This is a genomic window from Enterobacter cloacae complex sp. (genome assembly GCF_900322725.1).
In the GTDB taxonomy this organism is placed as follows: Bacteria; Pseudomonadota; Gammaproteobacteria; order Enterobacterales; family Enterobacteriaceae; genus Enterobacter; species Enterobacter quasihormaechei.
This window is the reverse complement of the sequence record NZ_LT991957.1, coordinates 1,975,206-1,999,910: the sequence shown is the minus strand read 5'-3', so window position 1 is coordinate 1,999,910 and position 24,705 is coordinate 1,975,206. Positions and strand designations below refer to the sequence as shown.

Annotated in this window: 26 protein-coding genes; 12 read left to right on the top strand and 14 right to left on the bottom strand. The window is 56.5% G+C overall.

The genetic code is table 11. The annotated features are described in order from the left end of the window. Nucleotides 1-172: 172 nt before the first annotated feature. Both rhaS and rhaR read left to right on the top strand, forming a co-directional pair. Complete coding sequence (gene rhaS, locus DBR02_RS10015; protein ID WP_063449704.1) at nt 173-1,009, top strand: HTH-type transcriptional activator RhaS; 837 nt, start codon at nt 173-175, stop codon at nt 1,007-1,009. Between the two features lie 73 nt (nt 1,010-1,082). Further along, a complete protein-coding gene (gene rhaR, locus DBR02_RS10010) occupies nt 1,083-1,931 on the top strand; it encodes an HTH-type transcriptional activator RhaR (RefSeq protein WP_107534229.1) in 849 nt (282 codons plus the stop codon). Here the strand turns inward: rhaR and rhaT are convergent, their stop codons facing one another. Beyond that, entirely contained in the window at nt 1,932-2,966 is a 1,035-nt protein-coding gene (gene rhaT, locus DBR02_RS10005) for an L-rhamnose/proton symporter RhaT (RefSeq protein ID WP_107534227.1), read from the bottom strand. It abuts the gene before it with no gap. A gap of 288 nt (nt 2,967-3,254) precedes the next feature. Between rhaT and sodA the strand changes: the two genes are divergently transcribed. Both sodA and yiiM read left to right on the top strand, forming a co-directional pair. Beyond that, entirely contained in the window at nt 3,255-3,875 is a 621-nt protein-coding gene (sodA, locus tag DBR02_RS10000; protein WP_003861999.1) for a superoxide dismutase [Mn], read from the top strand. Nucleotides 3,876-3,946: 71 nt separating this feature from the next. Then, complete coding sequence (gene yiiM, locus DBR02_RS09995) at nt 3,947-4,621, top strand: 6-hydroxyaminopurine reductase (RefSeq protein ID WP_063865451.1); 675 nt, start codon at nt 3,947-3,949, stop codon at nt 4,619-4,621. A gap of 51 nt (nt 4,622-4,672) precedes the next feature. Here the strand turns inward: yiiM and cpxA are convergent, their stop codons facing one another. Both cpxA and cpxR read right to left on the bottom strand, forming a co-directional pair. Next, on the bottom strand, nt 4,673-6,046 hold the full coding sequence (gene cpxA, locus DBR02_RS09990) for an envelope stress sensor histidine kinase CpxA (RefSeq protein ID WP_015569937.1): 1,374 nt from the start codon (nt 6,044-6,046) through the stop codon (nt 4,673-4,675). Further along, complete coding sequence (gene cpxR, locus DBR02_RS09985; protein WP_003862004.1) at nt 6,043-6,741, bottom strand: envelope stress response regulator transcription factor CpxR; 699 nt, start codon at nt 6,739-6,741, stop codon at nt 6,043-6,045. The genes cpxA and cpxR overlap by 4 nt, the downstream gene beginning before the upstream one ends. Nucleotides 6,742-6,891: 150 nt before the next feature. Here cpxR and cpxP point away from each other — a divergent pair, with 150 nt between their 5' ends. The 6 genes from cpxP (at nt 6,892) to DBR02_RS09955 (ending at nt 13,019) form a co-directional block, all read left to right on the top strand. Beyond that, entirely contained in the window at nt 6,892-7,398 is a 507-nt protein-coding gene (gene cpxP, locus DBR02_RS09980) for a cell-envelope stress modulator CpxP (RefSeq protein WP_064910931.1), read from the top strand. A 153-nt stretch (nt 7,399-7,551) separates the two neighbouring features. Then, on the top strand, nt 7,552-8,436 hold the full coding sequence (gene fieF / locus DBR02_RS09975) for a CDF family cation-efflux transporter FieF (RefSeq protein WP_107534226.1): 885 nt from the start codon (nt 7,552-7,554) through the stop codon (nt 8,434-8,436). Between the two features lie 184 nt (nt 8,437-8,620). Continuing rightward, nucleotides 8,621-9,583, top strand: a complete 963-nt coding sequence (pfkA, locus tag DBR02_RS09970) for a 6-phosphofructokinase (RefSeq protein ID WP_003862009.1) — start codon at nt 8,621-8,623, stop codon at nt 9,581-9,583. A gap of 213 nt (nt 9,584-9,796) precedes the next feature. Then, nucleotides 9,797-10,786, top strand: coding sequence for a sulfate ABC transporter substrate-binding protein (locus tag DBR02_RS09965; protein WP_063865454.1), 990 nt, complete (start codon nt 9,797-9,799; stop codon nt 10,784-10,786). Nucleotides 10,787-10,897: 111 nt separating this feature from the next. Continuing rightward, entirely contained in the window at nt 10,898-11,641 is a 744-nt protein-coding gene (locus DBR02_RS09960) for a CDP-diacylglycerol diphosphatase (protein WP_064910929.1), read from the top strand. A gap of 73 nt (nt 11,642-11,714) precedes the next feature. Continuing rightward, nucleotides 11,715-13,019 carry an SLC13 family permease gene (locus DBR02_RS09955; protein ID WP_107534225.1) on the top strand — a complete coding sequence of 435 codons (1,305 nt, stop codon included), beginning with the start codon at nt 11,715-11,717 and terminating at the stop codon, nt 13,017-13,019. An 81-nt stretch (nt 13,020-13,100) separates the two neighbouring features. Here the strand turns inward: DBR02_RS09955 and tpiA are convergent, their stop codons facing one another. Both tpiA and DBR02_RS09945 read right to left on the bottom strand, forming a co-directional pair. Then, on the bottom strand, nt 13,101-13,868 hold the full coding sequence (tpiA, locus tag DBR02_RS09950; RefSeq protein WP_006808674.1) for a triose-phosphate isomerase: 768 nt from the start codon (nt 13,866-13,868) through the stop codon (nt 13,101-13,103). Between the two features lie 111 nt (nt 13,869-13,979). After that, on the bottom strand, nt 13,980-14,576 hold the full coding sequence (locus DBR02_RS09945) for a DUF1454 family protein (RefSeq protein ID WP_107534224.1): 597 nt from the start codon (nt 14,574-14,576) through the stop codon (nt 13,980-13,982). 112 nt (nt 14,577-14,688) lie between these two features. Here DBR02_RS09945 and DBR02_RS09940 point away from each other — a divergent pair, with 112 nt between their 5' ends. Next, complete coding sequence (locus DBR02_RS09940; RefSeq protein ID WP_063865457.1) at nt 14,689-15,108, top strand: DUF805 domain-containing protein; 420 nt, start codon at nt 14,689-14,691, stop codon at nt 15,106-15,108. Here DBR02_RS09940 and fpr read toward each other — a convergent pair whose 3' ends face one another. From fpr to DBR02_RS09920, 4 genes are all read right to left on the bottom strand, one after another. Continuing rightward, nucleotides 15,109-15,855 carry a ferredoxin--NADP(+) reductase gene (gene fpr, locus DBR02_RS09935; protein WP_107534223.1) on the bottom strand — a complete coding sequence of 249 codons (747 nt, stop codon included), beginning with the start codon at nt 15,853-15,855 and terminating at the stop codon, nt 15,109-15,111. It lies immediately after the preceding gene. Between the two features lie 96 nt (nt 15,856-15,951). Beyond that, on the bottom strand, nt 15,952-16,962 hold the full coding sequence (gene glpX / locus DBR02_RS09930) for a class II fructose-bisphosphatase (RefSeq protein ID WP_107534222.1): 1,011 nt from the start codon (nt 16,960-16,962) through the stop codon (nt 15,952-15,954). Nucleotides 16,963-17,085: 123 nt separating this feature from the next. Further along, nucleotides 17,086-18,594, bottom strand: a complete 1,509-nt coding sequence (gene glpK, locus DBR02_RS09925; protein WP_063449719.1) for a glycerol kinase GlpK — start codon at nt 18,592-18,594, stop codon at nt 17,086-17,088. A 21-nt stretch (nt 18,595-18,615) separates the two neighbouring features. Continuing rightward, nucleotides 18,616-19,461 carry an MIP/aquaporin family protein gene (locus DBR02_RS09920; protein ID WP_107534221.1) on the bottom strand — a complete coding sequence of 282 codons (846 nt, stop codon included), beginning with the start codon at nt 19,459-19,461 and terminating at the stop codon, nt 18,616-18,618. A gap of 399 nt (nt 19,462-19,860) precedes the next feature. Between DBR02_RS09920 and zapB the strand changes: the two genes are divergently transcribed. Beyond that, nucleotides 19,861-20,100: a septal ring assembly protein ZapB gene (zapB, locus tag DBR02_RS09915; protein ID WP_022649799.1), complete on the top strand. Its 240-nt coding sequence runs from the start codon at nt 19,861-19,863 to the stop codon at nt 20,098-20,100. Between the two features lie 82 nt (nt 20,101-20,182). On the opposite strand, the gene rraA is transcribed toward zapB, so the two are convergent. From rraA to ftsN, 5 genes are all read right to left on the bottom strand, one after another. Then, nucleotides 20,183-20,668, bottom strand: coding sequence for a ribonuclease E activity regulator RraA (gene rraA / locus DBR02_RS09910; protein WP_003862032.1), 486 nt, complete (start codon nt 20,666-20,668; stop codon nt 20,183-20,185). Nucleotides 20,669-20,760: 92 nt separating this feature from the next. After that, nucleotides 20,761-21,687 (bottom strand): 1,4-dihydroxy-2-naphthoate polyprenyltransferase, encoded by a 927-nt coding sequence (menA, locus tag DBR02_RS09905; RefSeq protein ID WP_107534220.1) that lies wholly within the window; start codon nt 21,685-21,687, stop codon nt 20,761-20,763. Between the two features lie 63 nt (nt 21,688-21,750). Beyond that, on the bottom strand, nt 21,751-23,082 hold the full coding sequence (hslU, locus tag DBR02_RS09900; RefSeq protein WP_063449721.1) for an HslU--HslV peptidase ATPase subunit: 1,332 nt from the start codon (nt 23,080-23,082) through the stop codon (nt 21,751-21,753). 9 nt (nt 23,083-23,091) lie between these two features. Beyond that, a complete protein-coding gene (gene hslV / locus DBR02_RS09895; protein WP_022649795.1) occupies nt 23,092-23,622 on the bottom strand; it encodes an ATP-dependent protease subunit HslV in 531 nt (176 codons plus the stop codon). 94 nt (nt 23,623-23,716) lie between these two features. Then, nucleotides 23,717-24,685, bottom strand: coding sequence for a cell division protein FtsN (gene ftsN / locus DBR02_RS09890; protein ID WP_064910923.1), 969 nt, complete (start codon nt 24,683-24,685; stop codon nt 23,717-23,719). Between the last annotated feature and the right edge of the window lie 20 nt (nt 24,686-24,705).

Below are 24,705 nucleotides of genomic sequence, written 5' to 3'. Positions count from 1 at the left end.
TCCAGTAATGACGGGGTTTGCAGGCAGTGTGACGCTGACCGCATTTCCCGATCTTTCCGCCTGTTTCTTGAAAAACCGGCAGCTTTTGCGCGGTTTACTGTCAAAAATTTAAGGTGAGCGTGGAAGGCCTTAATTACTATTTTGAGAACTTTTCTCATTGGTGGGGGCCGTTATGACCGTACTGCACAGCGTCGATTTTTTTCCTTCGGGAGCTTCTCCGGTCGCGATTGAGCCACGGCTTCCTCAGGCTGCATTTCCTGAGCATCATCATGATTTTCATGAGATTGTGATTGTTGAGCACGGAACGGGCATCCACGTGTTCAACGGTCAGCCGTATACCATCAGCGGCGGTACGGTGTGCTTCGTGCGCGACCACGACAGGCACCTGTATGAACATACCGACAACCTGTGCCTGACCAACGTGCTCTATCGTTCTCCGGACGCGTTCCAGTTTCTCTCCGGGCTGAATCAGCTGTTGCCGCAAGAGAAGGATGGCCACTATCCGTCGCACTGGCGGGTGAATCAGTCCACGTTGCAGCAGGTGCGTCAGCTGGTGAGCCAGATGGAGCAGAGCGAGGACGCAGAGGAGACGCACGCGATTGCCACCCGCGAGCTGCTGTTTATGCAGCTGCTGGTGCTGCTGCGCCGCAGCAGCCTGGTGGAAGGGATGGAAAATAACGACGCGCGGCTGAACCAGCTCATGGCCTGGCTGGAAGATCATTTCGCTGAAGATGTCTGCTGGGAAACGCTGGCAGACGACTTTTCGCTCTCGCTGCGCACGCTGCATCGTCAGCTCAAGCAGCATACCGGGCTCACGCCGCAGCGTTACCTTAACCGTCTGCGCCTGATCAAAGCGCGCCATCTTTTACGCCATACCGACGAAAGCGTCACGGATATCGCTTATCGCTGCGGTTTCGGCGACAGTAACCACTTCTCGACGCTGTTTCGCCGGGAGTTTAGCTGGTCGCCGCGCGATATTCGTCAGGGGAAGGACGCGTTGCTTCAGTAACGCGAGGGCAGTCACCGTTTTTTTGCCGCAAAAAGGCTAATAATGTCCGGTTATTCGCCGTAGAGGTTGTGGTGTGGCTGCTCAGTTAATTCTTCGCAAAGATGATTTTTTTGCCTCCGCGAGTCAGGCTGTCGCGGTGGCGGACCGCTACCCGCAAAATGTCTTTGCCGAGCACACCCACGAGTTCTGCGAGCTGGTGATGGTGTGGCGTGGCAATGGCTTACACGTTCTCAACGACCGGCCCTACCGCATTACGCGCGGGGATCTGTTTTACATACGCGCCGAAGACAAACACGCCTACGCCTCGGTTAACGATCTGGTGTTGCAGAACGTCATCTACTGCCCTGACAGGCTTAAACTTAATGTCGACTGGGCGGGCAACATTCCGGGATTTCTGAATGCCGGAGGCGAACCGCACTGGCGCTTAAGCAGCAGCGGCATGGCTCAGGTGCGCCAGACGATTTCCCAGCTGGAGCAGGAGAGCCAGAAGGGCGACCCGGTGGCGAACCAGATGTCGGAGCTGCTTTTCGCCCAGCTGGTGATGACCCTGAAGCGCCATCGTTACGCCACGGATAATCCCTCCGCCACCATGCAGGAAGCGCTGCTGGATAAGCTGATCGCACTGCTTGCGGGCAGTCTGAACAAGAGTTTCGTGCTGGAAAAATTCTGCGAGCAGGAGCAGTGCAGCGAGCGCGCGCTGCGCCAGCAGTTCCGCACCCAGACGGGTATGACGATAAACCATTACCTGCGCCAGCTGCGCATCTGCCACGCCCAGTATCTGTTACAGCATACGGAGCTGATGGTCAGCGAAGTGGCGATGCGCTGCGGATTTGAGGACAGTAATTACTTTTCGGTGGTGTTTAACCGCGAGGTGGGGATGACGCCGGTTCAGTGGCGTCATCGCAGTCGAAAGGCGGCGTAATCAGTTCGCCATGCCGAGGCCGACAATGTTGGCGGCGATAATAATCACCACGCAGCCCAGGCTCAGCACGCCAACCGGACGGCGCCCGGCGTTGTTCCACTCCTTCAGCACCAGCCCAACCAGCCCGCCGCACAGCACGTAGAAGCTCATGTGCAGCATCCAGCTCATATAGTCATACTGCGCCGGAATGCTGGCGTGGCCCCAGGCGTAGAAGAAGAATTGCAGATACCACATCAGGCCGCCGAGCGCGGAGAGCAGAACGTTGGTAATGATCAGGGGTTTTGCCAGCGAGAAGTCGGCTTTTACCGACAGGTTCTTCACTTTTGCCAGCCGAATGAAGCAGAAGCCGAGGTTTACCAGCGCGCCGCCGCCCATGATCACCACGTAGCTTGGCAGGGCAACATACAGCGGGTCGACGCCCAGCGCCGCAGCGGCCTCGTGCATCGGTTTGGCGGCGTTCATGGCAAACGACATGCCCGCCGAGAAGACGCCGCACATCACCGCCAGCAGCAGCCCTTTCTTCAGGTTGAACTCTTCGGCCCTGATGCCCATCTTGCGTTCTTTTAGCTGGCCTGCGCGGGTGACGATCCCCACGCCGATCACCGCCACCAGCACGCCCAGCAGCGTCATCCGGCCGCCCTGGGTGTTGATCAGCACGTCGAAATGGCCGTTAAGGATGGGCGTCATCAGGGTGCCCACTATCAGCGTAATGCCAATGGCGATGCCGATGCCCATCGACATGCCGAGGTAGCGCATGGTAAGGCCGTAGTTGATATTACCGATGCCCCACATTGCGCCGAACAGAAACACCGGCAGTAACGTAGAGGCGTTGAAGGAGGAGAAGTAGCCCCAGAAATCGGGCAGCAGCACGGCGCTGATGGTCCACGGCAAAATCAGCCAGGAGACCGTACCGCCAACGGACCACATGGTTTCCCATGACCAGCCTTTCACCTTTTTAAACGGGGCATAGAAACAGGCAGCACTGGCCGCGCCTATCAAATGCCAGAAAATACCCATCGTAATCGCATGATTCATTTTTTTATCCTCATCGTTTTTATTGTCGGTGGCTTCCCGCCGACTTGATGAGTGTAAAAATTAGGCGGTTTGGGAACCTTCAGAAGGTTGCCGCACTTTTGTGGAGGGTGGCAATCAGCACGTTAAGCGCGTGAGCAGACTCACAATTTTGTGATTCATCGAAATTGTAATAACCCTATAAAAACTACGGCATTGATAATCATTTTCAATATCATTTAATTAACTATAATGAACCAACTGCTTACGCGGCATTAACAGCTGTGCCGCCCGACAATAATGGAGAGGATTATGAGTTATACACTGCCATCCCTGCCGTATGCCTACGACGCACTGGAACCGCATTTCGACAAGCAGACGATGGAAATCCATCACACTAAACACCACCAGACCTACGTGAACAACGCGAATGCTGCGCTGGAAAGCCTGCCAGAGTTCGCTAATCTGCCTGTTGAAGAGCTAATCACCAAGCTGGACCAGCTGCCAGCAGACAAGAAAACCGTACTGCGTAACAACGCGGGCGGTCACGCTAACCACAGCCTGTTCTGGAAAGGCCTGAAAACCGGCACCACCCTTCAGGGCGACCTGAAAGCGGCAATCGAGCGCGACTTCGGCTCCGTTGACAACTTCAAAGCGGAATTCGAAAAAGCCGCTGCAACCCGCTTCGGCTCTGGCTGGGCGTGGCTGGTTCTGAAAGGTGACAAACTGGCGGTCGTTTCCACTGCAAACCAGGACTCCCCGCTGATGGGTGAAGCCATCTCTGGCGCATCCGGCTTCCCAATTCTGGGCCTGGACGTGTGGGAACACGCTTACTACCTGAAGTTCCAGAACCGTCGCCCTGACTACATCAAAGCGTTCTGGGATGTCGTGAACTGGGACGAAGCCGCAGCGCGTTTCGCCGCTAAAAAATAAGGTTGCATTGACGCCTGTGAGAAGCGAGTCTGATGACTCGCTTTTTTTGTATCTGCGTAATGGAGGCAGCGATGCATTACCCGGTGAACGTGTTTACAGGCAAGGTAAGGGAGTACGACGGCAGCCGCCCGAGCGCCATCGCCAAAGTGCAGGTCGACGGTGAGCTGTCGCTGACCGAGCTCGGGCTGGTGGGCGACCAGCAGGCCGAAAAGAAAATCCACGGCGGGCCCGATCGCGCGCTGTGCCACTATCCGCGCGAGCATTATCAGCACTGGAAAACCGAATTTCCTGAACAGGCGGACCTCTTCGTCGCGCCCGCGTTTGGCGAAAATCTCTCAACGGAAGGGCTGACGGAAAAGAACGTCTTTATTGGCGATATTTACCGCTGGGGCGATGCCCTGATTCAGGTCACCCAGCCGCGCTCGCCGTGCTTTAAGCTCAACTACCATTTTGGTATTCAGGATATGTCGGCTCAGCTGCAAAACGCGGGCAAAACCGGCTGGCTGTATCGCGTTGTGCAGGCGGGACAGGTTTCTGCGGATGCGCCGCTTGAGCTCGCGTCGCGCCTGAGTGAGGTGTCGGTGTACGAGGCCTGCGCGATTGCCTGGCATATGCCTTTCGACGATGAACAGTATCATCGCCTGCTGTCGGCGGCGGGGTTGTCTACCAGCTGGACAAGAACGATGCAGAAGCGGCGTATAAGCGGGAAGATCGAGAGTAGTTCGCGGAGATTGTGGGGGAAATAGGCTCCGTAAAAAGTAGGCCGGGTAAGCGAAGCCGCCACCCGGCACATACCGTTACGAACGCTTATACAGCGGTAGCCACAGCGTTAACCGCAGCCCGCCCAGGGGGCTGTCATCGGCTTTCACCCAGCCACGGTGCTGCTGCATGGCGGTTTCAACAATCGCCAGACCCAGCCCCGTACCGCCGGACTCGCGGTCGCGCGCCTCGTCGGTGCGGTAGAACGGACGGAAAATCTGTTCGCGATCTTCCGGGCTGACGCCTGGACCATCGTCATCGACAATGACGGTAATCCCGTCTTTATCCACCGAAAACGCCACTTCAATCTTCGTGTGCGAATAGCGCAGGGCGTTACGCACGATATTCTCCAGCGCGCTTTCCAGCGTGTTGGGGTTACCGTAGAGCGGCCACGGGCCCGGCGGGAAGTTGACGGTGAACGATTTCCCCATCTGCTCCGCTTCGAACGCCGCGTTGTCCAGCACCTCGTGCCACAGGTGATTAGCTTTCACCGTTTCGCTCACCAGCGCGTTTTTCTGCTGGTTACGCGACATCACCAGCAGATCGTTAATCATGCTGTCCAGACGATGCGCTTCCGTCTCAATACGCTCCAGCTCTTTGCTCTCACCGCTGCGGCGGCGCAGCAGGGCGGTGCCCAGCTGTAAGCGCGTGAGCGGCGTACGCAGTTCGTGTGAGATGTCCGAAAGTAGGCGTTGCTGGGCAGTCATCATCCGATCAAGCGCGCTGACCATCTGGTTAAAACTGGTGCCGGCGGCCAGGAACTCCTGCGGCCCGGATTCCAGCTCCGGATGCTGCCTGAGGTTGCCTTGTGCCACTTCGTCCGCCGCGTTTTTCAGCTTACGCGCCGGTTTCGCCAGGCTCCACGCCAGCCATAACAGCAGCGGGGAACTGACCAGCATCGTGACGATCAGCAGCAGAAGCGGACGGTCAAACAGCAGGTTGATGAAGTCGGACTGGGAACTGCTCGCAGGGCGAATCAGGTAGAGCTGATAGTTATCTTCCCCATCCCGTACCGAGAAAGGGCCGACCATCTCTACCCGACCATATTTCTTTTTCTGTGGGTGATCGGCGTTATCCGCCTGGCCAATAAAGTTGCGGATGATCTGCATCTCATTGCGATCGGCCCCAATCACGCGACCTTCGCTGGTAACCAGCAAAAGACGTTGTCCGGGGGGCGCCCACTTGTCGATAGCGCGAAACAGTCTGCGCCACCACATTAAATCGTTCGGCGGATCGTTTGCCAGCTCCGCTTCCACGTGCTGCTCGATCATCACGCCCTGACGTTGCTCGCTGTCGAGAAGCTCCGTCATCTGGCGTGAGTCGAGTTTTGGCAACATCAAAACGAGCATTAAAACCAGTGCCAGCGTCAGCCAGAAGATGGCGAAGATGCGGGCGGTTAAGCTGCCTATCATGAAGCGGAAACCATCAGATAACCGCGACCACGCAGGGTTTTAAACCATGGGTGACCGTCTTTACGCTCCGGCAGCTTACGGCGCAGGTTCGATATATGCATATCGATGGCGCGGTCAAACGGGGTAAGGCGTTTGCCCAGCACTTCCTGGCTTAAGTGTTCACGTGACACCACCTGGCCGAGATGCTGCGCCAGCAGATACAGCAGGGTGAACTCGGTGCCGGTTAGCTCCAGCGTTTCACCGTCGAAGCTCGCTTCCTGGCGGCCCGGGTTCAGGCTCAGGGAGTCCACTTCCAGCGTAGGTGAACTGTTGTCGGTATTCTGCTGCTGCTCGCTCCAGTGAGAACGGCGCAGGATCGCACGAATACGGGCCACCAGTTCACGGTCGTTGAACGGCTTAGGTAAGTAGTCATCCGCACCCAGCTCAAGGCCGAGAACGCGGTCAAGCTCGCTGCCGCGTGCGGTCAGCATAATAACGGGGGTCTGGTGTGTCTGGCGAAGCTCTTTCAACGTATCAATGCCGTTTTTCTTCGGCATCATGACGTCGAGCAAAAGTAAATCGATGCTGTCGTCAAGGAGACTCAGCGCCTGTTCCCCATCATGGGCAACCAGGACGTTGAAACCTTCCATGTCGAGCAACTCCTTTAAAAGAGATGTGAGCTCTCGGTCATCATCAACTAACAGGATTTTATTCATTGTTTAAATACCTCCGAGGCAGAAATTACGACATCAAGGCTATCTAATCCATGACTTTACGTTGTTTTACACCCCCTGACGCATGTTTGCAGCCTGAATCGTAGACTGTCTCTCGTTGAATCGCGACACGAAAGATTTTGGGAGCAAGTGATGCGCAAAGTTACCGCTGCCGTCATGGCCTCAACGCTGGCCTTCAGTGCGTTTAGCCAGGCTGCTGTAGCTAACATCAGCGATAACGGCTCCTCGGTTGAGGGCGCAACGCAGCACAGCAGCCAAAACCATATGTTTGACGGCATAAGTTTAACCGAACATCAGCGTCAACAGATGCGAGATCTGATGCAGAGGGCTCGACACGACCAGCCCCCTGTTAATGTTAGCGAAATGGAGACAATGCATCGCCTTGTCACCGCAGAAAATTTTGACGAAAACGCTGTACGCGCTCAGGCCGAAAAAATGGCGCAGGAACAGGTTGCCCGCCAGGTAGAAATGGCGAAGGTTCGCAACCAGATGTTCCACCTGCTAACGCCCGAGCAGCAAGCGGTTTTGAACACCAAACATCAGCAACGTATGAACCAGTTGCGTGAGGTTGCACGGATGCAGCGAAGCTCAGATATGACGCTTTTCAGTAGCAATAGCAGTACCCGTAGTAACCAGTAAACCCTGTTTTCCTTGCCATAGACACCATCCCTGTCTTCCCCCACATGATGTGGGGGTTTTTTTTGCCCGTCGTTCAGGTTTGTTAACGCTTTATTCATCCTTTCACTCCACCACCATCCGTTATACTAGCGCCATGGCATGACAGGAGTGTTTATGAATCAATCCTATGGACGGCTGGTAAGCCGGGCCGCAATAGCCGCGACGGTGACGGCGTCGTGTTTGCTGATCATTAAAATCTTCGCGTGGTGGTACACCGGCTCGGTCAGTATTCTGGCGGCGCTGGTGGATTCGCTGGTGGATATTGCCGCCTCGCTGACCAACCTGCTGGTGGTGCGCTACTCGCTGCAACCGGCGGATGAAGAGCATACGTTTGGGCACGGCAAGGCGGAATCGCTGGCCGCGCTGGCGCAAAGCATGTTTATTTCGGGCTCCGCGCTTTTCCTGTTTTTGACCGGCATTCAGCACCTTATTTCGCCTTCCCCTATGAACGATCCGGGCGTTGGCGTGGTCGTAACGGTAGTTGCACTTATAAGCACACTTGTTCTTGTAACGTTCCAGCGCTGGGTCGTACGCAAAACTCAAAGTCAGGCTGTACGGGCCGATATGCTTCATTATCAGTCTGATGTTATGATGAATGGGGCTATTCTTATTGCGCTTGGTCTGGCCTGGTATGGCTGGCATCGGGCCGATGCGTTGTTTGCGTTAGGGATAGGGATCTATATTTTATACAGCGCGTTGCGGATGGGGTATGACGCGGTACAGTCGCTTCTTGACCGTGCGCTTCCGGACGCAGAACGTAATGAAATTTATGCCATCGTGACCAACTGGCCTGGCGTCAGTGGCGCTCACGATCTTCGTACGCGGCAGTCAGGGCCGACCCGCTTTATTCAGATTCATTTGGAAATGGAAGACAACCTGCCACTGGTTCAGGCGCATATGGTCGCTGAACAGGTGGAGCAGGCGATTTTGCAGCGTTTCCCTGGGTCAGACGTCATTATTCACCAGGATCCGTGCTCTGTCGTACCCAGGGCGTTTTGAGCTTTCGTAATTCGTTGTAAAAAAGAGAGCCAGACCAGCATTTTGTGGATAAATTACCACCATATGGCCTGACCTGAATCAATTCAGCTGGAAGGGATTGATATACTATTTGCAGTATTCGACGGTTGAACAGTTTCTTCCGGCAGCAGATTTCAATTTTGCATTCCTAAGTTCAGAGGTAGTCATGATTAAGAAAATCGGTGTGTTGACAAGCGGCGGTGATGCGCCGGGCATGAACGCGGCAATCCGTGGGGTTGTCCGTGCAGCGCTGACGGAAGGTCTGGAAGTTTTTGGTATCTATGACGGTTACCTGGGCCTGTATGAAGACCGCATGGTTCAGCTGGACCGCTACAGCGTGTCTGACATGATCAACCGTGGCGGTACTTTCCTCGGTTCTGCGCGCTTCCCGGAATTCCGTGACGAACACATCCGCGAAGTGGCTATCGAAAACATGAAAAAACGCGGCCTGGACGCGCTGGTGGTTATCGGCGGCGACGGCTCGTATATGGGTGCAAAACGTCTGACGGAAATGGGTTTCCCGTGCATCGGCCTGCCTGGCACCATCGACAACGACATTAAAGGCACCGACTACACCATCGGTTACTTCACCGCGCTGGGTACCGTTGTGGAAGCGATTGACCGCCTGCGTGACACCTCTTCCTCTCACCAGCGCATTTCCATCGTTGAAGTGATGGGCCGTTACTGCGGTGACCTGACCCTGGCGGCGGCAATTGCCGGTGGCTGTGAGTTCGTGGTGGTTCCGGAAGTGGAATTCAGCCGTGAAGATCTGGTCGCTGAGATCAAAGCCGGTATCGCGAAAGGTAAGAAACACGCGATCGTTGCCATCACCGAGCACATTTGTGACGTTGACGAGCTGGCGAAGTACATCGAAACCGAAACCAAACGCGAAACCCGCGCGACCGTACTGGGTCACATTCAGCGCGGCGGTTCCCCGGGCCCATACGACCGTATCCTGGCGTCCCGCATGGGTGCGTACGCGATTGAGCTGCTGCTTCAGGGCCACGGCGGCCGCTGCGTCGGTATTCAGAACGAGAAACTGGTTCACCATGACATCATTGACGCCATTGAAAACATGAAGCGTCCGTTCAAAGGTGACTGGCTGGACTGCGCGAAAAAACTGTACTGATTCGTTGTGTTTGTTATGCCCGGTGGCGCTGCGCTTACCGGGCCTGCGTAGCGACGAATGTAGGCCGGGTAAGGCGAAGCCGCCACCCGGCTTTTTTGTTCCCCTTCAATTTTTATTCCTCTACGTTATAGCCAATCTTTTTTTATTCTTTAATCATCGGTTAGCTTTCTGGCACGCTGCATTCATCAAAACACTGCATAAGAGAGCTGGGCGATGAAGAAATGGGGCGTGGGGTTAACATTATTGCTGGCATCGACCAGCGTTCTGGCAAAGGACATTCAGTTACTGAACGTGTCGTACGACCCGACGCGTGAGCTGTACGACCAGTACAACAAAGCTTTTGCGGCGCACTGGAAACAGGAAACCGGCGATAACGTGGTGGTTCGCCAGTCTCACGGCGGCTCCGGTAAGCAGGCGACATCGGTGATCAACGGCATTGAAGCTGATGTGGTTACCCTGGCGCTGGCTTACGACGTGGACGCCATTGCGGAGCGCGGCCGTATCGACAAAAACTGGATTAAACGCCTGCCGGACAACTCTGCACCCTACACCTCGACCATCGTCTTCCTGGTGCGTAAAGGCAACCCGAAACAGATTAAGGACTGGAACGACCTGGTGAAACCGGGCGTGTCGGTCATCACGCCGAACCCGAAAAGCTCCGGCGGCGCACGCTGGAACTACCTGGCGGCCTGGGGCTACGCGCTGCACCACAACAACGGTGACCAGGCGAAAGCACAGGAATTCGTGAAAGCGCTGTTCAAAAACGTCGAGGTGCTGGACTCCGGCGCGCGCGGCGCAACCAATACCTTCGTTGAGCGCGGCATCGGCGACGTGCTGATCGCCTGGGAAAACGAAGCCCTGCTGGCAACCCACGAGCTGGGTAAAGACAAGTTTGAAATCGTGACCCCGAGCGAATCCATCCTCGCTGAACCGACCGTCTCCGTAGTCGATAAGGTTGTTGATAAGAAAGGGACCAAAGCGGTGGCGGAAGCCTACCTGAAGTACCTTTACTCGCCGGAAGGTCAGGAAATTGCGGCGAAAAACTTCTATCGCCCGCGCGATGAGGCCATCGCGAAGCAATACGAGAACGCCTTCCCGAAACTGAAGCTGTTTACGATCGACGATGTTTTTGGCGGCTGGACCAAAGCGCAGAAAGAGCACTTCTCCAGCGGCGGCACCTTCGACCAAATCAGCAAGCGCTAGGCGTTTCATAAAGCACGACACGGTAACCCGGTGTGAGAAATCCGCCGGGTTTTTTATTTGGTCATCATTTTGCGTTACTCTTTTGCCTTTACTGAAAACAGGGAACGCGTTGTGAAAAAAATTATCTTACTGATTCTGATCGTTATCGCCCTTGCCGCAGGCGGCGTGTACTGGATGAAAGCGGGTAATCCGAATGCGTTGCGCCATATCGTGCTCGACCAGTGTGTGCCCAACCAGCTGCAAAACCGTAACCCGGCGCCGTGTGCGCAGGTGAAGCCGGACGCTGGCTACGTGGTGTTTAAAGACCGCAACGGGCCGCTGCAATACCTCCTGATGCCCACGTACCGTATTAACGGCACCGAAAGCCCGCTGCTGACTGAACCTCAGACGCCGAATTTCTTCTGGCTGGCGTGGCAGTCGCGTAACTTTATGAGCATGAAGCGGGGCGCCGACGTACCTGACAGCGCCATTTCGCTGACCATCAACTCCCCCACCGGGCGCACGCAGAACCATTTCCATATCCACATCTCCTGCCTGCGCCCGGACGTGCGCGAGAAGCTGAACGCGGCTCAGGGGCAAATCAGCACCCAGTGGCTACCGCTTCCGGGCGGGCTGGAGGGGCATGAGTACCTTGCCCGTCGGGTGACGGAGAACGAACTGGTGCAGCGCAGCCCGTTTATGATGCTGGCGGAAGAGCTGCCGGAAGCCCGCGACCATATGGGACGCTTCGCGCTGGCGATGGCGCAGCAGTCGGACGGCTCGTTTGTACTGCTGGCGACGGAGCGTAACCTGCTGACCTTTAACCGCGCGTCGGCTGAGGAATTACAGGATCATCAATGCGATATCCTGAAGTGACCCCACCATAAATAGCGTTTACTCGCCCTGCCTGTCGCCGTAGACTTGCTGAAAAATTCTACAGGAGACAGGCATGTCGCTCTGGTTAACGCATCCTCTGCTGCTTCCCTCGCTGATCGTCGGCGTCACCATCGTGCTGTGGGCGACGTCGCTGTTGCCAGAATTTATTACCGCGCTGCTGTTCTTCACGGCGGCGATGACCGCCAGAATCGCCCCGCCGGAGGCGATCTTCGGCGGCTTTGGCTCGTCGGCTTTCTGGCTGGTGTTCAGCGGTTTTGTGCTCGGCGTGGCGATCCGGAAAACCGGCCTGGCGGACAGGGCGGCCCGGGCGCTGTCGGCAAAGCTTACCGACTCCTGGGTGCTGATGGTGGCAAGCGTTGTGCTCCTGAGCTATGCCCTGGCGTTCGTCATGCCCTCGAACATGGGGCGTATTGCACTGCTGATGCCAATTGTTGCCGCAATGGCGAAGCGGGCCGGCATTCCTGATGGCTCGCGGGCGTGGTTTGGCCTGGCGCTTGCCGTAGGCTTTGGCACCTTTCAGCTTTCGGCCACCATCCTGCCCGCCAACGTTCCCAACCTGGTGATGAGCGGCGCGGCGGAAGGCTCATACGGTATCCACCTCAATTATGTCCCTTATTTGCTGCTGCACACGCCGGTGCTGGGCATTCTCAAAGGCCTGATTCTGATTGGCCTGATCTGCTGGCTGTTCCCCGGCAGCCCGAAACCGGCGAAGGATTTGGCGCCATCGGAACCGATGGGGCATGACGAAAAACGGCTTGCCTGGCTGTTGGCGGCGGTGCTGGTGATGTGGGTGACGGAGAGCTGGCACGGCGTGGGACCGGCGTGGACGGGGCTGGCAGCCTCGGTCATCGTTATGCTGCCGCGCATTGGTTTTATCACCGGCGAGGAGTTCTCCGCCGGGGTGAATATGCGTACCTGTATCTACGTCGCGGGTATTCTCGGGCTGGCGATTACGGTGACGCAAACCGGTATTGGAGCGGCAGTGGGTGAGGCGTTGCTGCATATCATGCCGCTGGATGCAGACAAACCGTTTACCAGCTTCCTGGCGCTGACGGGGATCACCACGGCGCTCAACTTCATTATGACCGCCAACGGCGTTCCGGCGCTGTACACCACGCTGGCGCAGAGCTTCTCGGACGCGACCGGCTTCCCGCTGCTGTCGGTGATCATGATTCAGGTGCTGGGGTATTCCACGCCGCTGCTGCCGTATCAGGCGTCGCCGATTGTGGTGGCGATGGGCTTAGGGAAAGTGCCTGCGAAGGCGGGGATGGTGCTCTGCCTGGCGCTGGCGGTGGCAACCTATCTGGTGCTGCTGCCGCTGGATTATCTGTGGTTTAGCCTGCTGGGACGGCTGTAAAAAAGCCCGGTGGCGCTGACGCTTACCGGGCCTACAGAACCGTAGGGCGGGTTAGCGAAGTGCCACCCGCCACAAAGGCAATTACGCCTGCTTAGCCGCTTCTGCTGCTTTAACGATCACCGCGAAAGCGTCAGCCTTCAGGGATGCGCCGCCAACCAGCGCGCCGTCGATGTCTGGCTGGGTGAACAGCTCAGCAGCGTTGGATGCGTTAACGGAACCGCCGTACTGGATGATCACTTGCTCAGCCACTTTCGCGTCTGCTTTCGCAATGTGGTCACGGATGAACTTGTGCACCGCCTGAGCCTGCGCAGGAGTTGCAGATTTGCCGGTACCGATCGCCCAGACTGGCTCGTAAGCGATAACCGCGCCTTCGAACGCTGCCGCGCCCTGCGTTTTCAGCACGGCGTCGATCTGACGCGCGCACACTTCTTCGGTTTTGCCCGCTTCGTTTTCTGCTTCGGTTTCACCGATGCACAGAACTGGGATCAGACCCTGCTCTTTCAGCACGGCGAATTTCTTCGCGATGAACTCGTCAGATTCTTTGTGGTAGGTGCGACGCTCGGAGTGGCCGATGATGATGTATTTCGCGCCGATGTCTTTCAGCATTTCAGCGGAGGTTTCACCGGTGAATGCGCCGGACAGGTTAACGTCAACGTTCTGCGCGCCCAGCACGATGTGGCTGCCGTCAGCGGCACGTTTAGCCAGATCCAGGTACATATCCGGCGGAGCGATAGCAACCGCGCAGCCGGTCACGCCAGCCAGCTCTTTACGCAGGTTAGCAACCAGTTCGTTTACCATGTGGCGGCTGCCGTTCAGTTTCCAGTTACCCATCACTAAAGGATGTCGCATTTCAATTCTCCACGCTCAATAAGCGAATTAAGGAATATGGCCACCCTTAAGGGCAGCATGGTCTGTGAATCAGTATAGAGATTTTCCCTCGAAAGGCTTTGCTTTTTGTCATTAATTCGCCCCCTCGAGTGCGTCTGATAACGCCAGCTTAATCGGTTCAACCGCGAAGGTCAGCCCCTTTTCGCCGTTGTCTGCGACGACGTAGCGAACGGCGCCTTCCGTATCGGCGTAATAGCGTTTGTTTTTCCCGGCGGTAAGCAGTTTTTGCAGCTTTTGCTGGCTTTGCGCTTTGGTGACGGTGGGGGTAAAGGCGCGCAGGATGGCGCTCATGTACTCCAGCGCTTTCGCTTTCGCCGCTTTCTGTTCTGGCCCCTGAATCGGCAGCCAGGTGATCTGCATACTTTTGATTTTTAACGTTCCGCGCTCAAGGGCAGTGGAAGCATACAGGTTCTCGTTAATTTTGCTGGCGGCGCGGGTCAGGGTCGGCGTATCGCGGGCACCGTCAATCGCACGAAACTCCCCCAGCGCAAGCGAGGGGTTTTCTTTGTTGAAGGCCTCGCGGAACTGGCTGATAGATTGATCGAAAGAGGGGGCGCCCGCCAGGAGATAGGGCGCGGTGACCGGGGAGGCCGTTTCCGCAGCGAACAGAGAGAAACTGGCGCTCAGCATCGCTAAACACAAATAAAGAGAGTGTGCCGAACTTTTCATCAACATTGCCCCTGGCCGTCATTGCCCATGATTAAAACGATATCTGGTTGGCTTGTCAAAAGGTCACAACTCCAGGGTAAAATGCGGGCTAAACAATAATAAGGAACCTTACATGACCATACAGCAGTGGCTGTTTTCATTCAAAGGGCGTATTGGACGCCGTGACTTCTGGATCTGGATGGCAGCGTGGGTTATCGCCATGCTGCTTCTGTTTTTCGTTGCCTACAACGCCTGGCTGAGCACGCAAACCGCGGCATTTGCGCTGGTCTGTTTGCTGTGGCCAACCGCCGCCGTGGTGGTGAAGCGTCTGCACGATCGTGGCCGCTCCGGCGCATGGGCTTTCCTGATTATTCTGGCGTGGATGCTGGTGGCGGGAAACTGGGCGATGCTGCCCTCCATCCTCCCGTGGGTGGTGGGCAGACTGCTGCCGACGGTTATCTTTGTGATGATGGTTGTCGAACTGGGCGCGTTTATCGGCACCCAGAGCGAGAACAAATACGGAAAAGATACCCTTGAGGTGAAGTACCGCTGATCACCAGTAGTGTTCAGCGGTCATGTGGCCCGGCCGGCGGCGAAGGTGCTTCGTCATCTGCCGGGTATCCTTCAGCAGCTGCTGCGTATCGCGCACCATCTGCGGGTTACCGCACAGCATCACGTGGCTGGTGTCGGTATTCATCGGTAAACCCACTGCCTCTTCCAGCGCGCCGCTTTCAATCAGCGCCGGAACGCGGCCGGTTAACGAGCCGGCTGCGGTTTCGCGGCTGACCACCGTCTGAATCTTTAATTTCCCGCCGTAACGCTGTTCCAGCGCCTGCATCTGCGGCAAATAGCTCAGGTCGGCGGCGTAACGCGCGGCGTGGACCAGCACGATGTTCTTAAAGCGCTCCAGATCTTTGCCGTACTCCAGGATAGAGAGATAAGGGCCGATGGCCGTACCGGTCGCCAGCATCCAGAGCGTTTCACAATCCGGAATTTCATCCAGCACAAAGAAGCCTGCCGCGTCGCTGACAATCTGCACCTCATCGCCCGGTTTCAGCGCAGCAAGGCGCGGGCTGAGCTTGCCGTCCGGAACGGTGACCAGGTAGAACTCGAGATCCGGGTTATCAGGCGCGTTAACGTAAGAGTAGGCGCGCTGTACGCGTTCACCGTCGATATCCAGCCCGAGCTTGGCAAACTGCCCGGCGGTAAACGGATGAACGGGCGCGTGCAGCGTGAGGCTAAATAGCGCATCGGTCCAGAACTGTACCTTTGTGACTTTACCTGTTACCCAGTCCGCCATGATCTTCTCCTGTGCTGTGTCTCTCTTCTATCTTCCGTACTTGTGGGAAACATTTCCAGCCCATTCGGGCCGGAAAGCTCTATCGATCAAACGGTTTTACAGAATGTGCGTCTGCACGTCCGGGTCTTTGAGATCGAGATAATGAATGGACTGAATGCGGCGAATGGTGCGGGATTTACCGCGGATCAGCAGGGTTTCGGTGGTGGCCATGTTGCCCTTGCGGGTGATGCCGTCCAGCAGATCGCCTTTGGTGATGCCGGTGGCGGAGAAGACCACATTGTCGCTGCGGGCCATATCGCTCAGGGCGAGCACTTTATTGGCTTCGATGCCCATCGCGGCACAGCGCGCCAGCTCGTCTTCACCGATGCGGCGGTTCTCGTCGCTGTCGCCTTTAACCTCATGGCGTGGCAGCAGGCGCGCCTGCATATCACCGTCCAGCGCGCGGATCACTGCCGCAGAGACCACGCCTTCCGGCGCGCCGCCGATGCCGTAAAGCACGTCGACTTCGCTGTCCGGCATGCAGGTCAGAATAGAGGCGGCAACGTCGCCATCCGGAATGGCAAACACGCGCACGCCGAGTGCTTGCAGATAAGAGATGGTGGCGTCGTGGCGCGGTTTCGCCAGAATGGTCACGGTGAGTTCGTTGAGCGGTTTACCCAGCGCTGCTGCGATATTGCGCAGGTTGGCGTCCAGCGGCAGGCTGAGGTCGATTGCGCCTTTTGCGCCAGGGCCGACAATCAGCTTTTCCATGTACATGTCCGGCGCGTTGAGGAAGCAGCCTTTATCGCCCACGGCCAGCACCGCCAGCGCATTGGCCTGGCCCATCGCCGTCATGCGCGTGCCTTCAATCGGGTCGACCGCAATATCTACCGCATCGCCTTTGCCGGTTCCGACTTTTTCACCGATGTAGAGCATCGGCGCTTCGTCGATTTCGCCTTCGCCAATGACGATAGTGCCGTCGATATTGACCTGATTAAGCACAATGCGCATGGCGTGGACGGCTGCGCCGTCTGCGGTATTTTTGTCGCCACGCCCCAGCCACTTATAGCCTGCAAGGGCGGCAGCTTCGGTGACGCGGGAAAACTCGATAGCAAGTTCACGTTTCATGAGGTACTCGTACAATCAAAAGGAATTGCACGAAGTTTATCACAGAGTGGAGAGGGGCGAGGGGACCGGTGCGGTCGATGCCCCTCACCTTAACCCTCTCCCCAGAGGAGAGGGAATATAGGCTCACTCGTCGTGTTCTTCCCATGCCAGGGCACGTTTCACCGCTTTCTTCCATCCGCTGTAGCGGTAGTTGCGCTCGGTGGTTTCGATCCCAGGACGGAATTCGCGTTCGATTACTGCTTTTTCCTGAAGCTCATCGAGGTTTTGCCAGAAGCCAACCGCCAGGCCTGCCAGATACGCCGCGCCAAGCGCCGTCACTTCTCGCACCTCAGGACGCTCAACGCGGGTGCCCAGAATGTCGGACTGGAACTGCATCAGGAAGTTGTTGGCTACCGCGCCGCCGTCCACGCGCAGGGCGTGCAGACGAATGCCGGAGTCGGCCTGCATCGCTTCCAGCACGTCGCGCGTCTGGTAGGCGATGGATTCCAGGGTCGCACGGATGATGTGGTTTGAGTTTACACCACGCGTCAGGCCGAAAATCGCGCCGCGGGCGTACGGATCCCAGTACGGTGCGCCCAGACCGGTAAACGCGGGCACCACATATACGCCGTTGGTGTCTTTCACCTTAGTCGCAAAGTATTCGGAGTCAAACGCATCGCTGATCAGCTTCATCTCGTCGCGCAGCCACTGAATGGACGCGCCCGCCATGAATACCGCCCCTTCCAGGGCATAGTTCACCTCACCGCGTGGGCCGCAGGCGATGGTGGTCAGCAGACCGTTTTCTGATTTCACCGCTTTCTCACCGGTGTTCATCAGCATAAAGCAGCCGGTACCGTACGTGTTCTTCGCCATCCCTTCCTTAACGCACAGCTGGCCGAACAGTGCCGCCTGCTGGTCACCGGCGATACCGGCGATAGGAATACGCGTGCCGCCTTTACCGCCGATGTTGGTCTGGCCGTACACTTCTGAAGATTTACGCACCTGTGGCAGCATGGCGCGCGGAATGTCCAGCGCGTCCAGCATCTTGTCATCCCACTCCAGGGTGTTGATGTTGAACAGCATGGTGCGCGAGGCGTTGGTGTAGTCGGTGACGTGAACGCGTCCCTGAGTCATCTTCCAGATAAGCCAGGTATCGACGGTGCCGAACAGCAACTCGCCGCGTCGTGCACGCTCGCGTGAACCTTCCACATGGTCGAGGATCCACTTCACTTTGGTGCCGGAGAAATAGGGGTCAATGACCAGACCGGTTGCGCTGCGGATGTACTCTTCCATCCCGTCGCGCTTCAGCTTTTCGCAGATCTCTGACGTGCGGCGGCACTGCCAGACAATGGCGTTGTAGATTGGCTTACCGGTTTCGCGCTCCCAGACAACGGTGGTTTCACGCTGGTTGGTGATACCGATAGCGGCAATCTCGTCAGAACTGATGTCGGCTTTTGCCAGCACTTCCACCAGCGTGGAGCTTTGTGACGCCCAGATCTCCATTGGGTCGTGTTCTACCCAGCCTGGACGCGGATAAATTTGCTCAAATTCGCGTTGAGACACGCTGACAATGTTCGCGTCGTGATCCATTACGACAGCGCGGGAGCTGGTAGTGCCCTGGTCGAGCGCAACGATATATTTTTTTTCGGTCATGGTATGTGTCCCGTAGTCAGATTACAGCGAAGCTTTTTGTTGTGCGGTGGAAGTCGTCTCTTTTTCCTCTTCCACACAGGTGTCGCACGGTAAGTGGCGACCAATTAATTTGCGATAGCCAAATGCGCCCAGCGCCGCCCCTACGATTGGCCCGAGCAGCGGAACCAGGAAGTAAGGAATGTCCTTGCCGCCAGTGAAGGCGACGTCGCCCCATCCGGCAAAGAAGGCGAAGGTTTTTGGGCCCAGGTCGCGCGCCGGGTTCATTGCAAAGCCGGTCAGCGGCCCCATCGACGCGCCGATAACCGCAATCAGCAGGCCAATCAGCAGCGGCGCCAGCGGGCCGCGCGGAATGCCGTTTCCGTCGTCGCCCAGCGCCATAATGACGCCCATCAGAATAGCGGTAATCACCATTTCAACTGCGAACGCCTGCACAAAATTAATATGCGGATTCGGATACGTTGAGAAAATGCCCGCCAGATCCAGACTTTCGACACTACCACGCACCATGTGGTGCGTCTGCTCGAAGTCGCTGAAAAGATTGTAATAAAGCCCGTAAACTAACGCCGCTGCGCAAAAGGCGCCGGCAAATTGTGAAATGATGAAAGGGACAACTTTGCGTCCGTCAAAGCACGCGAACAGCCACAATGCGATGGTCACCGCCGGGTTAAGATGTGCGCCGGAAACGCCTGCGGTCAGGTAGATGGCCATCGCCACGCCCAGACCCCAGATAATACTGATTTCCCACTGACCAAAACTGGCACCCGCCACTTTCAGTGCAGCGACACAGCCTACTCCGAAGAATATCAACAACCCGGTACCCAGAAACTCGGCAATGCACTGGCCTTTTAAGGTTGATGTCTGACTCATAATCGGAATCCTGCAAAAGAGTAATGTTTATTGTTTGCGTGACCGCCCGTGACAGTCACGGTGTCCTGTAGACACAGTGTTAATTTATCGTTAACGAGCACAAACGAGAAATATCGAAATCGAAATGTGTGGTCTGTGTCAATAAAATGAGCGTTTTCGCGCCATAAAGCGCGTTTTTGCATCAGATAATGATTATGGGCTGAATCATTTCTTTAACTTATGGGTTAACAACTTAGGGGTATATGCGGCGAACGCACCAGGACGAGGCCGAAAAGTGTTGCAAACCGCGATCTGCGTGGCATGCCGCTGGACAGGGGCGACGGCGCTCCATACAATCGGAACATATGTTGTGCGCGTTTATCTTAAAGCGTCGCCTTGCAATTCAGGAGAGGTAGGATCATGTCTTTAGAAGTGTTTGAGAAACTGGAATCGAAAGTACAGCAGGCGATTGACACCATCACGCTGCTGCAAATGGAAATTGAAGAGCTGAAAGAGAAGAACAACTCCCTGTCTCAGGAAGTTCAGAACGCTCAGCACAGCCGCGAAGAACTGGAGCGCGAAAACAACCAGCTGCGCGAACAGCAGAACGGCTGGCAGGATCGCTTGCAGGCGCTGCTGGGACGTATGGAAGAAGTCTGATTTCCTTTGGGAATGAATTAAGTAGGCCGGGTAAGGCGAAGCCGCCACCCGGCTTTTTTTATATAGCTCGCTTACCGATTAACTACTCAATGTCCAGCGCATCCTCGGAAAGGATAATCCCGGTATTGTCGGCATAAAGATGGTCGCCGGAGAAGAAGGTTACGCCGCCGAAATTGACGCGCACGTCGCTTTCGCCGATGCCTTCACCCGCTGCGCCAACCGGAATGGCGGCAATGGCCTGAATTCCGATATCCAGGTCTTCCAGATCGTCCACCTGGCGCACGGAGCCGTAGACCACAATCCCTTCCCACTCGTTTTGCACGGCAAGGCGGGCAAGGTCTGCATCGATCAGTGCGCGGCGTACTGAACCGCCACCGTCCACCAGCAGGACGCGGCCACGGCCGTTCTCTTCGAGCAGATCGTACAGCAACCCGTTGTCCTCGAAACATTTCACCGTGATGATTTGCCCGCCAAATGACGACCGTCCGCCAAAGTTGGAAAACAGGGGTTCAACGACGTTGACATCTTCCTGGTAGATGTCGCAAAGCTCGGAGGTATCGTATTTCATAGGTTTAACGCTCTGTTGCTGCGAATGTGTTCAGTATATCGTGCGAAATGCGTTGTTGGCAAAATCATCAATTGTTAATTGATATTTGTCAGCTAACTCAGCGTCTGGCTTAAGACAATCCCGATGACGAACAGCAGGTTAGTCAGCAATGCGCCTTTTACCGTGCGTTCCAGCATCGGCGGCATGGCGGCCGGGCTAAGTTCACGCATCACGTAACGGGCCTGCTTAATCAACAGCGGTGCGGCGAGCACAAACAGCCAGCCCCACAGGCTGTGCAGAGAAATCAGGTTGAACAGCGCCAGGCAGACCAGCGCGCCGATGAGCAGGCAGGCGTGATAGCGGCGTGCATTCAACGGCCCCAGACGCACCGCAAGGGTGTTTTTACCGTTCTCGCGGTCGCTGTCGATGTCGCGCAGGTTATTGATATTTAGCACCGCTGTCGCCAGCAGGCCACAGGCGGTCGCGGGCAGGAACAGGGCAGGGATCACCGTATGTGCCTGCAAGTACCAGCTTCCCATCACGCTTAGCCAGCCGAAGAAAACCAGCACGGAGATATCGCCCAGGCCAATATACCCGTAAGGGCGCGTGCCGACGGTATAGGTAATGGCCGCAATAATGGCGAGCAGGCCCAGCACCAGGAAGCCAATGAAGTCGCTGGTGGTTTTCGAGGCGACCGTCACCAGCGCCAGCCCGGACAGGCAAATTAACACCACGGTGATAATCAACGCCCGCTTCATCTGTGCCTGGGTGATCACCCCTTTTTGCATCCCGCGCAGCGGCCCGATACGGTCAGGCTTGTCGCTGCCTTTTACCGCATCGCCATAATCATTCGCGAGGTTAGAGAGGATTTGCAGCAGCCCGGCGGTAATGAGCGCCAGACCTGCCACCAGCGGATCGAAATGCCCCTGCCACCAGGCAAGCGCGGTGCCGACAATAATAGCGGCAAAAGCCAGAGGAAGCGTTTTAGGGCGCAGACTTTCGAGCCACGCCTGCGTACGGCTGATATCAGTCATAGTTATTTAGCCAATAAAAAATGGGGGCAATAGCCCCCATCAACAGTGATGAAAATGCATTGAACGCGATTATAGAATAAAACGGCTCAGATCTTCATCTGCCACTAACGCATCCAGGTGTTTGCTCACATAGTCTGCGTCAATGGTAATGCTTTGACCGTTAAGGTCGCTCGCATCATAAGAGATGTCTTCCATCAGGCGTTCCAGCACGGTGTGCAGACGACGCGCACCGATGTTCTCGGTGGTCTCGTTGACCTGCCACGCGGCCTGGGCGATGCGCTTGATACCGTCATCGGTAAATTCAATGTTCACGCCTTCGGTCGCCATCAGCGCTTTGTACTGTACGGTCACAGAAGCGTTTGGCTCGGTCAGGATACGTTCGAAATCTTCGGTGGTCAGCGCCTGCAACTCAACGCGGATAGGCAGACGACCCTGGAGTTCCGGAATCAGGTCAGACGGACTGGCAATCTGGAACGCGCCGGAGGCGATAAACAGAATGTGGTCAGTTTTCACCATGCCGTGCTTGGTGGAAACGGTGCAACCTTCTACCAGCGGCAGCAGGTCGCGCTGAACGCCTTCGCGGGAAACATCCGGGCCGGACGCGTTGCCGCGCTTACAGATTTTGTCGATTTCGTCGATAAAGACGATACCGTGCTGCTCAACGGCGTCGATAGCGTCCTGTTTCAGCTCTTCCGGGTTAACCAGCTTCGCGGCTTCTTCTTCAATCAGCAGCTTCATCGCGTCTTTGATTTTCAGCTTACGCGCTTTCTGCTTCTGGCCGCCCAGGTTCTGGAACATGGACTGCAACTGGCTGGTCATCTCTTCCATGCCCGGAGGTGCCATGATTTCTACGCCCATCGGCGCGGCAGCGAGATCGATCTCAATCTCTTTATCGTCCAGTTCACCTTCGCGCAGCTTTTTGCGGAATGCCTGACGCGCAGCAGAAGGTTCAGCCTGCTGTTCAGCCTGTCCCCAGTTGTTTTTTGCCGGTGGGATCAGCACGTCGAGAATGCGCTCTTCGGCCATCTCTTCGGCGCGATAGCGGTTTTTCTCGATCGCCTGGACGCGCACCATCTTAATTGCCGAATCGGTCAAATCGCGGATGATGGAGTCCACTTCTTTACCCACATAGCCCACTTCGGTGAACTTGGTGGCTTCCACTTTGATGAACGGCGCGTTAGCCAGCTTGGCCAGACGACGGGCGATTTCGGTTTTACCCACCCCGGTCGGGCCGATCATCAGAATGTTTTTCGGCGTCACTTCGTGGCGCAGCTCTTCGTCGAGCTGCATGCGACGCCAGCGGTTACGCAGTGCGATAGCCACGGAGCGCTTGGCGTTGTCCTGGCCGATGATGTGTTTGTTCAGTTCGCTGACAATTTCGCGTGGGGTCATTTCAGACATGGGCGATCCTTACGCTTTGGAGGTCAATTCTTCGATGGTGTGATTGTGGTTGGTATAGATGCAGATATCACCTGCAATATCCAACGCTTTCACCGCGATATCGCGCGCGTTCATGTCGGTGTTTTCCAACAGCGCACGGGCTGCGGCCTGGGCGTACGGGCCGCCAGAGCCGATGGCAATCAGGTCGTTTTCAGGCTGAACCACGTCACCGTTACCGGTGATGATCAGCGAGGCGTTTTCGTCGGCCACGGCCAGCAGCGCTTCGAGCTTGCGCAGCATGCGGTCGGTACGCCAGTCTTTTGCCAGCTCAACGGCGGCTTTCACCAGATGACCCTGATGCATTTCCAGTTTGCGTTCAAACAGTTCAAACAGCGTGAAGGCATCCGCCGTGCCGCCCGCGAAACCGGCGATCACTTTGTCGTTATAAAGACGACGGACTTTCTTCACGTTGCCTTTCATGACGGTATTACCCAGCGTGGCCTGGCCATCACCGGCAATTACCACCTGGCCGTTACGGCGTACACTTACTATTGTTGTCACGAGCAGACCCCCTGGTTACAGATTCGGGAAACAGAAGCCCTGAGCCTGTGCTCAGGGCTGAATTAAATGATAGATGGGGGGGATTTTGGGGGTTTCAACCCCCGGAGGCGAGTCGAATGCAGTTTGTGTGGCCAGCCACTTTCAAACGGGAAATGGTGCCGTCTGCGTTTTCTTTGCCTTTGACCGGGCCGATCACCACGCGATTCCAGCCGTTATTGGTGGTAATGCGTGAGTCAAATCCTTCAAATGCCAGCTGAGCACGCACCGTTTCGGCCTGCTCGGCGCCTTTAAACGAGCCGCACTGAACCATCCAGCGGCGTTCATCTTTTTTCTCCGCCGTCTGCTTCGGCGCCTCGGTCTCTTTGGTGACCGGCGCAGCCTGCTGCGTTTTTGGCTGTTGCGCAGTGGTATGCGCAGGCGTCTGCAACAGATCCTGATACGGCTGTGCCGTCTGCTTCTGCGGCTGCGTTTTCGGCTGCTGCTGGACAGGCTGCGTTTGCACGGTACGCGTCTGTTGCTGCGGTTGGGTGCGCGGCTGCTGTACCGGCTGCGTTTGCGTCCACTGCTGCTGCTGCGTTTGCTGCTGAGCCTGACGCTGACGCTGCAACGTTTGCTGACGCTGCGCCGGGGTTTGTTCGTTCCACGGCACTTCGTTCAACTGCGTAGGCTGCTGGCGCATGTCTGCCTGCATCTGTGCCAGCAACTGACGCTGTTCATCCGTTAGCTGATCGGCATTCTTCACTTCACCCCCGGCAGAAGGTTCGGTAGGCGCACGTACGCCAGGCTGGCGGCTTTCCAGCTCTTTAATGTAGCGCCAGCGCTCTTCAGGCTTCGGAGGCAGGCCGTTACCGACGACCTTGTTGCCCTGAAGGGCTTCAGACTCTTCTTTTTTATGGTGCGTAATGAAGTAGAGGCCGCCAATAAAGGCCACCAGCACGGCCGCAGCAATGGCGACCATGGCTGGAGAGACAGCAGACAGGCTACGTTGCTTGCTTTTTGAACTACTCTTTTTGCGTCGCGAAGGTGCCGGCTGGCCGCGACGTACATAATCTCGTTGTGCCACTATCGTTTCGCTGTATTTAT

Coding starts and splice junctions, on each gene's coding strand:
- rhaS (WP_063449704.1), top strand. CDS start 173: ATGACCGTACTGCACAGCGTCGATTTTTTTCCTTCGGGAGCTTCTCCG.
- rhaT (WP_107534227.1), bottom strand. CDS start 2,966: ATGAATCATGCGATTACGATGGGTATTTTCTGGCATTTGATAGGCGCG.
- sodA (WP_003861999.1), top strand. CDS start 3,255: ATGAGTTATACACTGCCATCCCTGCCGTATGCCTACGACGCACTGGAA.
- yiiM (WP_063865451.1), top strand. CDS start 3,947: ATGCATTACCCGGTGAACGTGTTTACAGGCAAGGTAAGGGAGTACGAC.
- cpxA (WP_015569937.1), bottom strand. CDS start 6,046: ATGATAGGCAGCTTAACCGCCCGCATCTTCGCCATCTTCTGGCTGACG.
- cpxR (WP_003862004.1), bottom strand. CDS start 6,741: ATGAATAAAATCCTGTTAGTTGATGATGACCGAGAGCTCACATCTCTT.
- cpxP (WP_064910931.1), top strand. CDS start 6,892: ATGCGCAAAGTTACCGCTGCCGTCATGGCCTCAACGCTGGCCTTCAGT.
- fieF (WP_107534226.1), top strand. CDS start 7,552: ATGAATCAATCCTATGGACGGCTGGTAAGCCGGGCCGCAATAGCCGCG.
- pfkA (WP_003862009.1), top strand. CDS start 8,621: ATGATTAAGAAAATCGGTGTGTTGACAAGCGGCGGTGATGCGCCGGGC.
- DBR02_RS09965 (WP_063865454.1), top strand. CDS start 9,797: ATGAAGAAATGGGGCGTGGGGTTAACATTATTGCTGGCATCGACCAGC.
- DBR02_RS09955 (WP_107534225.1), top strand. CDS start 11,715: ATGTCGCTCTGGTTAACGCATCCTCTGCTGCTTCCCTCGCTGATCGTC.
- tpiA (WP_006808674.1), bottom strand. CDS start 13,868: ATGCGACATCCTTTAGTGATGGGTAACTGGAAACTGAACGGCAGCCGC.
- DBR02_RS09945 (WP_107534224.1), bottom strand. CDS start 14,576: ATGAAAAGTTCGGCACACTCTCTTTATTTGTGTTTAGCGATGCTGAGC.
- DBR02_RS09940 (WP_063865457.1), top strand. CDS start 14,689: ATGACCATACAGCAGTGGCTGTTTTCATTCAAAGGGCGTATTGGACGC.
- fpr (WP_107534223.1), bottom strand. CDS start 15,855: ATGGCGGACTGGGTAACAGGTAAAGTCACAAAGGTACAGTTCTGGACC.
- glpX (WP_107534222.1), bottom strand. CDS start 16,962: ATGAAACGTGAACTTGCTATCGAGTTTTCCCGCGTCACCGAAGCTGCC.
- glpK (WP_063449719.1), bottom strand. CDS start 18,594: ATGACCGAAAAAAAATATATCGTTGCGCTCGACCAGGGCACTACCAGC.
- DBR02_RS09920 (WP_107534221.1), bottom strand. CDS start 19,461: ATGAGTCAGACATCAACCTTAAAAGGCCAGTGCATTGCCGAGTTTCTG.
- zapB (WP_022649799.1), top strand. CDS start 19,861: ATGTCTTTAGAAGTGTTTGAGAAACTGGAATCGAAAGTACAGCAGGCG.
- rraA (WP_003862032.1), bottom strand. CDS start 20,668: ATGAAATACGATACCTCCGAGCTTTGCGACATCTACCAGGAAGATGTC.
- hslU (WP_063449721.1), bottom strand. CDS start 23,082: ATGTCTGAAATGACCCCACGCGAAATTGTCAGCGAACTGAACAAACAC.